The following is an 8,672-nucleotide window of genomic DNA, read 5'->3' as shown; positions in this document are numbered from 1 at the left end:
GCACGCCGCCAGCGTTCGTCCTGAGCCAGGATCAAACTCTCCAAACAATGTCTGTCAAGCAGAACCCGGCTGAGCACCCCAAAAAAGGGTGTCAACCAAAGGAACCATCCCCCACCATCGGTGGGTGGACGGAGGTAATGCATCATGCACTGGCTTTTAGCACACTGTTGAGTTCTCAAGAAACGAACGCGTCCACCATCCGCCCGGACCCTCAGGCCCGTTCTTCTGGGGCGTACCCATTTCGTTCTGTTGTGTTGTTATTCTTTCCGTTTTCCGCTCCGGCGTCAAATCAGCTCGTTTCCGGGCTGTTTCAACTCTCGGGCGAGAATCGAAAGGAATTTCAACCTGCCCTGTCTCCAGAGCAACCCTTCTAACCTACTCCCCGTCTCGCTTTCAGTCAAAGCGAGCCCACCTGGACACGCACGTGTCCCAGTGACGGATGTCGATCTTTGGGGTTCCTTCGGGGCTTTGGCGATCTCTCGCCCCCCTCGGGCTTGGAGAAGACTACGTTCAGCCATCCACCTCGTCAAATCACACACGGGCCCGTCGGCGGTGCCGTACAAACCGGTTCCACAAACCCGCGCGGGAACCGACTCACAAACCCACCGGCACCTACGGCTTCACAGATCACACAAATCACAAGAAAAGGTGATTCTCTGCCCACTCGGGGAGGACCTGCTCGCGAGGGCCTGCTCAGGGAGGACCTGATCGGGTTTGGATCAGCTCGGGTGGGAGCGGGGAACGGCGGAGAGTTCGAGGCCGCGTGTGGAGGTCGTGGTGATCGGAACGAGCCGCCCGCGTCCGTCACCGGCGGGAGATGAGGCCCCCGGGCCGTACGGCACACGCCGTACGGCCCGAGCCGGCCGGGCGGCGCGTCAGCGTTTGCCGGCGCCGACCTGTGCGCGGGGGCTGTCGGTGCTGGACCGGACGGGGAGTTTTTCTGGGTTGCGGCGGTTCCACGGCATGGCGAGGGCCAGGACGGGGAGCAGCACGATGCTGGCCTGGGCCCAGATCGAGTGGAGTTCCCACCAGGTGTCGGTGTCGAACTGGGTGAGGTACATGTATCCGGCTCCCGCCCATAGGGACACGCCGATGACGGCGGGCCAGGCGAAGCGGGTGGGGCGGGCGACGAGGAACGGCATGAACCACAGGAGGTACTGCGCGCCGAGCCTCGGGGTGACGACCATGAAGGCGAGCAGGATGGCGGTGGTGAGGTCGATGGGGTCGGCCTTCCGCCACAGGTAGATCACCACCAGCACGGTGGCGTAGATGAGGTAGGTGCCGATACCGGCCAGGGTCGCGTGGAGGGTCCAGTCGCCGCCGACGGCGATGGCCGTCCAGCCCCATTCGCCGACGATGGGGCGGATGTGCCTGATGACCGCGATGACCTCGGGGATCTGGCTGATGGAGGTCCCGGCGAAGATCGGCAAGGTGACGAGGAAGAAGACGGGCGCGATGCCGGTGGCGACCAGGGCGACCGCGCGGCTGCGCAGTCCTGGCAGCAGGAGCAGCATGCCGGGGATGAGCCAGATGGGCCAGCTCTTGGCGCAGAGGGCCAGACCCATGAGAAGGCCCGCGTAGAGCGCTCGGCGCAGGTCGCCGCGTTCGCCGGCGCGGGGGGCGACGGCCTGACGGAGGAATGCGGCGAAGCCGTGGGCGGCGATTCCGCCGCGAAGGCGTTGTACGGCTTCGCGGGGTTCCATGGTGATGCCGCGCCGTTCGGGGTCTCCGGGGCCACGCGCGACGACGAAGGCGGCGACGCCGAAGACGAGGGCGACGGGTTCGACTTGGCCGTGGACCGAGGCGACGAGCAGGGCCAGGGGGTTGCACGCGTACTGGAAGGCGCGCAGGGAGGCCGTCCGGCCTCCGGCGAGTGCCCCGACCAGCGGGATGAGGATGACGTCGGCGACGACGGTGACGAGTCGGCCGCCGATCTCCCAGGGGATACCGAGCCAGAGCAGAAGCCCGTAGACGTAAGGGATGGTGGGGAGGAAATGCCATCCGCCCTCGCTGCCAAGGACCGGATCCTCCCGGTTCAGGATCGCCTCGCCCGCGGGTTTGAAGCTCTCGACGAAGTCGACCGGCTGCCACGTGTCGACGGCCGACATCAGCATGATGGCGACGCGGAAGCCGATGCCGACGGCGAGTGTGATGAGTAGCGTGGGCCTCCAACCTCGCCATTGCGCGACTAGAGCGAGCACGACACCGATGACGAGGATGAGCCCCGTGGGGATTGCGTAGTCCATGACGGCCTCTAGCCTGCCGGACCTCGCGTCCACGCTTCCACTCAAGCAGCGAAACTGAGCCTGTACTCACAGTCTGCACAACAAAGTGTTACCGACCGACAACTCGTGGTGGCGGGCCGCCCCACCGGAGAGGTGGGGCGGCCGCTTCCCCCCGGCTTACGGAAGCCCGGCCTGCGGAAGCCCGGCCTACGGAAGGGCGTTGAGGTATGCCCTGTGCTGGCGGGAGAACTCGAAGTTGTTGTACCTGTCCCAGTTGATGGACCAGGTCATCAGGCCGCGCAGGTCGGGGTAGACGCCCCGGGGACGGTAGGGGCCGCAGTTGGTGCCCTTGGCAAGGCAGTCGAAGGCCTTCTGGACTTCGGCCACGGTGGTGAAGCCGTTGCCCGCCCACGGAGCCGCGGGAAGCCCGATGGCGACCTGGTTCTGGCGCAGCGGCGGGAAGACGTTGGCCTGGTTGCCCATGATCGGGAATCCGGCGAGGAGCATGTCGGTCATGGCCACGTGGAAGTCGTGGGTGCCCATGGTGTGGAACTGGTCGTCCAACCCCTTGATCGGCCCGGAGTTGTAGTCCTGGACGTGTAGCAGGGTGAGGTCGTTGCGCAGGGCGTGGATCACGGGGAGGTAGGACCCGGCCCTGGGGTCGGCGGCGTTGTTGGGCCCTGGACCGTAGAACTGGTAGCCGAGTTGGACGAAGAAGGTCTCGGGGGCCATGGTCAGCACGAAGTTCTTCCCATAGCGCGCCTTGAGCGCACGGATGGCCTCGATCAGGTTGACGATGACCGGGGTCGTCGGGTTCCTGAAGTCGGTGTCACCGGCGTTGAGGGACAGCGAATGGCCTTCGAAGTCGATGTCGAGGCCGTCGAGACCGTACTTGTCGATGATGGCCGACACCGACTGGACGAACTTGTCGCGGGCGCCGGTGCTGGTGAGCTGCACTTGGCCGTTCTGGCCGCCGATGGAGATGAGCACCTTCTTGCCGAGGGCCTGCTTCTCGCGGATGCCGGCGATGAAGTCGGCTTCGGATTCCACGTTGGGGCATTCGGCCGCGGGGCACTGGGCGAAGCGGATGTCGCCGGAGGTGACGCTGGTGGGTTCGCCGAAGGCGAGGTTGATGACGTCCCACTCATTGGGGACGTCACGCATCTTCGTATATCCAGACCCGTTGGCGAAGGAGGCGTGGAGATATCCCACCATCACACGCTTGGGCAGCTGCCCCGGTGTTTCTGTGCCACCGTCGCGCGGTGTCACGGTCACGGCGGTCGACTTCGGTGACTCCCCTGCCGCGTTGTAGGCGCTGATCTGGAAGGTGTACGGCGTGCCGATCGTCAGCCCCGTCGCGGTGTATGTGGTGGCGTTCACCGTCGCGATCTTGGTGCCGCCCCGGTAGACGTGGTAGCCCGTCACGGGCACCGAACTGGCGTTCCAGGCGAGCTTTACGTCCACCACGTCGGAGGTCATTGCCAGCCCGGACGGCATCGGCGGGGGCTGGTCCTGTCCGGCGGGGCCGTCCAGGGTGACGTCGTCGGCGTAATACGTGCCTTGGCCGTACCACGTGTTGACGTAGATGGTCACGCTGGTGGTGGTGGCCCCGGTGGTGAAGGTGAGCGACGCCTGCTGGTAGGCGCCCGGGGAAGAGACCCACGTGTTGCGGTCGGTGACTCCGTTGCCCTGGACACCGACGAAGACGTAGCTTCCGCGCAGCCGGGCGGCGAGGGTGTAGGAGGTGTTGGGCTGGACGGTGACGGTCTGCGAGCAGCGGCCGAGGTCGCCGCTCTGGGCCGTGGCTTCCAGGGCGGAGGTGCCGGCGTGTACGGGGGTGGTGACCGTCTTGGCGGTGGATCCGCAGGACCAGCCGGTCAGTCCGTTCTCGAATCCGGAGTTGACGGCGATGTTGGCGGCGAGGGCCGGGGTGGCGCTGAGGGCGGTCAGTCCGACGGCGAGGGCGAGGCTTGCCGCGAGTCGCTGTAGTTTCACGCTTTTCCTCACTGGGAGCTGCCGGGCGGCGGCCGTACGGCTACCGCCCGGCAGAAAGGCGTATCTCGTCGAGGTCCGAAGGGAAGTCGAACGTCGTTCCCTCGGGGAGGCGGCTAGTGCCGGCTCACTGGGGGAGTGTCGCGAGGTGCGGCTTGATGGCGCGGGAAAGGCTCCAGTTGTGCTGCGCGTCCCAGTTGATGGACCAGGTCATGACGCCGCGGATGCCGGGGTAGGCGCGCGGGGGGACGAAGCTTCCGCAGTTGGTCCGCTTGGTGAGGCAGTCGAGGGCGTTGGTGACTACCGACGGTGAGACCACGCCGCCGCCGGCCGCGCCGGTGCCGGCGGGCACGCCGAGGGCCACCTGGTCGGGGCGCAGGCCGTTCTCCAGCTGGATGCAGGCGAGGGCGGTGAGGAAGTTGACCGTGCCCTGGCTGTACGCCTGCTGCTGGTCGCAGCCGAGCATTCCGCCGGAGTTATAGAACTGCATGTGGACGACGGTGAGGATGTCCTTGATGTTGAGGGCGAGCTTGAAGTACTCCATGCCCGTCGACTGCATGTCGATGGTCTGCGGCGCCATCGTGATGATCAGGCCGGCTCCGGCCTTGGCCCGCAGCGACCGGAGGGCCTGGCCCATGTAGGTAGCGTTGAGACCGTTCTCAAGGTCGACGTCGATACCGTCGAAGCCGTACTCCTGCATGATCGCCCACACGCTGTCGGCGAAGGCGGTCGCCTCGGTGGCGCTGGCGACGCGCACGGCGCCGAGCTCGCCGCCGACGGAGATGATGACCTTCTTGCCCTTGGCCTGCAGGGCGCGGACGTCGGCCTTGAACTGCGCGGTGGTGTATCCGCCGACGGCCGCGGCGAGGCCGGAGTCGAGGTTGAAGACGACCTTGCCGGGGGTCGCGGTGGCGTCGGCGAACGCGATGGCGATGAGGTCGTACTCGTCGGGGACCTGGCTGAGCTTCAGTTCGACGGCGGGGTTGACGAAGTTGTGCCAGTAGCCGGTGAGGAAGTTCCTCGGCAGCGGGTCCACGGTGCAGCCGGTGGTCTTGCCGGTGACGGCCACGGGGGTGGACTCGCCGACCTCGTTGTAGGCCTTGACGGTGTAGTTGTGGGTCTCGCACGCGCCGAGTCCGGTGATGGTGGCGGTGGTGGCGGTCACCTCGGCCTTGCGCGTGGTGCCCTCGTAGACCCGGTAGCCGGTGAGCGGTCCGGTGAAGGCGGGCCGCTGCCAGGTGAGCGTGATGCTGGTGTCGTTGGAGGTGGCGGTGGCGTTCGTCGGCGGCGGGGGCGTGCCGAGGCAGCCGAGGGTGCTGGCGGTGACGGGCTCGCTGGCCGGGGACTCACCGGCGCTGTTGAACGCCTTCACCGTGAAGGTGTACTGCTGGCAGCCCTGGAGGCCGGTGACCTCGGCGGTGGTGCCGGTGCCGTTGACGGTGGCCTTGACGGTCGTGCCGTCGTAGACGCGGTAGCCCTCGACGGTGCCGGAGGACGCGCCCCAGCTGAGGTTGACGCGGTCACCCGCTCCCCCGGCCTGGACTGGCTGACCGGGCTTGCCGGGGACGGTCCCGGTCCCGCCGCCGCAGTCCACACCGTTGATCTTGCAGTTCTGCGGTTCGGCGGCGGCCCCGCCGGGCGAGCCGAGGAAGCCGAAGGTCACCGTGCCGCCGGGGGCCACGGAGCCGTTCCAGCCGACGTTGGTGAAGGTGTAGCGCTGGCCGGTCCTGCTCTGGACGGCGTCCCAGGACGATGTCACCTGGTGGCCGGCCGGAAGGTCGAACTCCACCTTCCACGTGGTGATGGCGGCGGAGGTGTTGTTCTTGATCGTGTACCGGCCTTCGAAGCCGGACCCCCAGTCGGAGGGCTTGGTGTAGGTCGCCGTGACGGTGGCGGCCTGGGCCGGCGCCGTCATGACGAGGGCGGACGCCACCGCGAAGATCGCGGCGACGGCGATACGGACCAATCTCATGCGGACCTCATCCGGGGAACTGGCGGACTGTGGACATGTGAGTCCCGCGGCATCGGTGGGGGAAGCGCGGGGGCGGTGCCGTACGGCCGGCCGGGGGGTGTGCCGAGGGCGACCTCCGGCAGGGATGACCGGCCGTACGGCGGGACGGGCACGATGGGACGCGTGCCCGCCCGGGCTCGGATCAGCGAAGGCCGTTGTCGAGGGCGGTCATGAGGACGCCCGTATCGCCGGACATCTCCCAGATCATGCCTCCGAGCAGGCCCTTCGCCTTGATGTACTCGGTCTTCTTCTGGATCGACCAGGCGTCGTCGAACGACCACCACTGCCCGTTGGTGCCGGTGTAGCAGTAGGTCGCGACGGCGACGGTGTCGTGGTGGCGACGGTGTCGTGGTGGACGGTGCATCCCGGCACGGCGGTGGCGATGTTCCTGTAGCCGCGCAGTCCGGCCTCTTCGGTCTCCGCAGATGGGCGGGGTGTTCAAGGCGGAGACCGGGCCATCGGCACTCCAGGTGTGGCTCAATTTTTAGGAAAGTTTCCTAAGAGTTGTGGCGATCGTAGCTTTGACAAAGCTGCATCACAAGGCCCAAAACGGTCATAGGGCCGATGAGACATTAAGTCAGGATTAACCACGCCTTAGGGATAAGACAGCCGCCTCGGATTGGCGATCGACCGGCGATCCGAGACGGCTGTTCTTCGGGTGGGAGAACCCGTTTTTGAGGGAATCAGGTCACTTCTCGTTGCACGCTGTGCGGGCTGATGCCGTACAGATCGTGACGGGACCTAAAAGTCGTCAGCGGTACGGACGCGGTCGCGCACCCAGACGCCGGCCTCCTTCAGCCGGCTCGTCCCCGCCCAGGCGGGGTTGGCGGCGTCGCAGGTGCCCGACTCGTACACCGCGCCGGAGCGATGGTTATCGGAGAAGTTCCAGTTGACCCAGCTGATCTTTTTCCGGGCCATGAGATCGAGGTATTCCTGCGACCGGGTGAAGTCGTTGGCGCCCTCGCCCGCGTGGTTCTGCGTGCCGAACTCCGTCACGAACACCGGGATGCGGTCGGCCGCGCGGGACAGGGTCTCCACATAGGCGGAGCCGTGGGAGGCGGCGTAGAAGTGGAAGGTGTACATGATGTTGGAGGCGTTGACCGGGTTATTGACGACCTCGCTCTCATTGCCGCCTTCAGAGACGCCCAGCGACGACCAGGCGCGGGTGCCGAGCAGGATCACCGAGTCGGGGTCCTTGGCCCGGATCACCGGGATGATCTGCTCGTGGTAGCTCTTGATCAGCGGCCAGTCGACGCGGGTCTCCCCCGGTTTGTTGTTGGGCTCGTTGGCCACCTCGTAGAGGATGTTGGCCTTGCCGCCGTGGCGCTCGGCGATCTCGCTGAAGAAGGTCTTGGCCCGCTGCAGGTTGTGGAAGGGGTCGCCGGGGGTGAGCATGTGCCAGTCCACGATCACGTACATCCCGCGCGCGCTGACCATGTCGATGAAGGTGTGCATGCGATCGGTGAACAGGCGGGGATCGGTCTCGTACCCCTCCTCCTGGATGTACATCGACAGCCGCACCACGTCGGCCTTCCAGTCGTCGGCCAAGGCGTCGAGGGAGGCGCCCGTGATGCAGTCGGCATGCCACTGCAGGCCGTGGCTGCTCATGCCGCGGAGCTGTACGGCCTTGCCGTTCTTGTTGCAGAGCTTGGTGCCGCACACGGTGAGCTTGCCATTGGCGGCGACAGGTGTGCCGGTGCCGCCGCCTCCGTCGTGGGTCCTGACGGCGAGCACCGCGCTCTTGGCGGACTCGTTGCCGCTGCCGTCTCGGGCGGCGACGCTGTAGGCGTAGGCGGTGTTCGGTGCGAGGCCGGCCATGACGGCGTGGGTGGTGGCGCTGGTGGCGACCACGCTGGTGCCGCTGTAGACGCGGTATTCCTTGACCGGGCCGCTGTCGTCGGTGGACGCGTTCCAGGCGAGGGTGACGGTGGTGCCCGTGGTGGCGGTGACGCGCAGTCCGCCGGGCACGGTGGGCGGGGTCGTGTCACCGGGATCGCCGCCTCCGTCGCAGGCGGCGCCGTTCAGCCTGCAGGCGGTCGGGGCGGCCGGGCCGGTCGAGACCCATCCGAAGGTGACGGTGCCCCCAGGGGCGACGGTGCGGTTGTATTCGCGATTGGTGAAGGTGTAGCGGCTGCCGGATCTGGCCATCTGGGCGTCCCAGTAGGACCCGACTCCGGTGCCCGGCGGCAGTTCGAAGGCGACCGTCCAGCCGTTCAGCGCGGTGGAGCCGGTGTTCTTGACGGTGTAGTTGCCGACGTAGCCGCTTCCCCAGTCCTGGGTCTTAGCGAAGGCGGCGGTGTCGGCATGGGCGGCTGCGGGGGTGAGCAGCGTCATCAGCAGGGTGAGGATGCCGGTCAGAACAAGCACAGGGGTGGCGCGTCTCATATTTCTCCCGCGGTGGGCTGGGGGGAGGCCCGGCGTGCGGACCGGAACTGATGGTTAGG

At 66.9% G+C, this 8,672-nt stretch carries 6 protein-coding genes; 1 reads left to right on the top strand and 5 read right to left on the bottom strand.

The features are described from left to right. A partial coding sequence (locus tag BLQ73_RS33095) for a hypothetical protein (protein ID WP_218125658.1) occupies window positions 1–374 on the top strand: 374 nt, incomplete at its 5' end. A gap of 501 nt (window positions 375–875) precedes the next feature. Here BLQ73_RS33095 and BLQ73_RS07800 read toward each other — a convergent pair. From BLQ73_RS07800 to BLQ73_RS07780, 5 genes are all read right to left on the bottom strand, one after another. Continuing rightward, entirely contained in the window at window positions 876–2,246 is a 1,371-nt protein-coding gene (locus tag BLQ73_RS07800) for a hypothetical protein (protein ID WP_093169664.1), read from the bottom strand. A gap of 186 nt (window positions 2,247–2,432) precedes the next feature. Continuing rightward, a complete protein-coding gene (locus BLQ73_RS07795; protein WP_275936267.1) occupies window positions 2,433–4,220 on the bottom strand; it encodes a chitinase in 1,788 nt (595 codons plus the stop codon). 124 nt (window positions 4,221–4,344) lie between these two features. Beyond that, window positions 4,345–6,189 carry a cellulose binding domain-containing protein gene (locus BLQ73_RS07790; protein ID WP_245690875.1) on the bottom strand — a complete coding sequence of 615 codons (1,845 nt, stop codon included), beginning with the start codon at window positions 6,187–6,189 and terminating at the stop codon, window positions 4,345–4,347. A gap of 181 nt (window positions 6,190–6,370) precedes the next feature. Next, window positions 6,371–6,592 carry a glycosyl hydrolase family 18 protein gene (locus BLQ73_RS07785; protein WP_218125657.1) on the bottom strand — a complete coding sequence of 74 codons (222 nt, stop codon included), beginning with the start codon at window positions 6,590–6,592 and terminating at the stop codon, window positions 6,371–6,373. 377 nt (window positions 6,593–6,969) lie between these two features. Then, window positions 6,970–8,613 carry a cellulase family glycosylhydrolase gene (locus BLQ73_RS07780; protein WP_093169662.1) on the bottom strand — a complete coding sequence of 548 codons (1,644 nt, stop codon included), beginning with the start codon at window positions 8,611–8,613 and terminating at the stop codon, window positions 6,970–6,972. Between the last annotated feature and the right edge of the window lie 59 nt (window positions 8,614–8,672).

Origin of the sequence: Sinosporangium album (assembly GCF_900100605.1) — a bacterium.
In the GTDB taxonomy this organism is placed as follows: domain Bacteria; phylum Actinomycetota; class Actinomycetes; order Streptosporangiales; family Streptosporangiaceae; genus Sinosporangium; species Sinosporangium album.
Note: the sequence above shows the minus strand (reverse complement) of the source record. Positions and strands in the feature narration are given on the sequence as shown.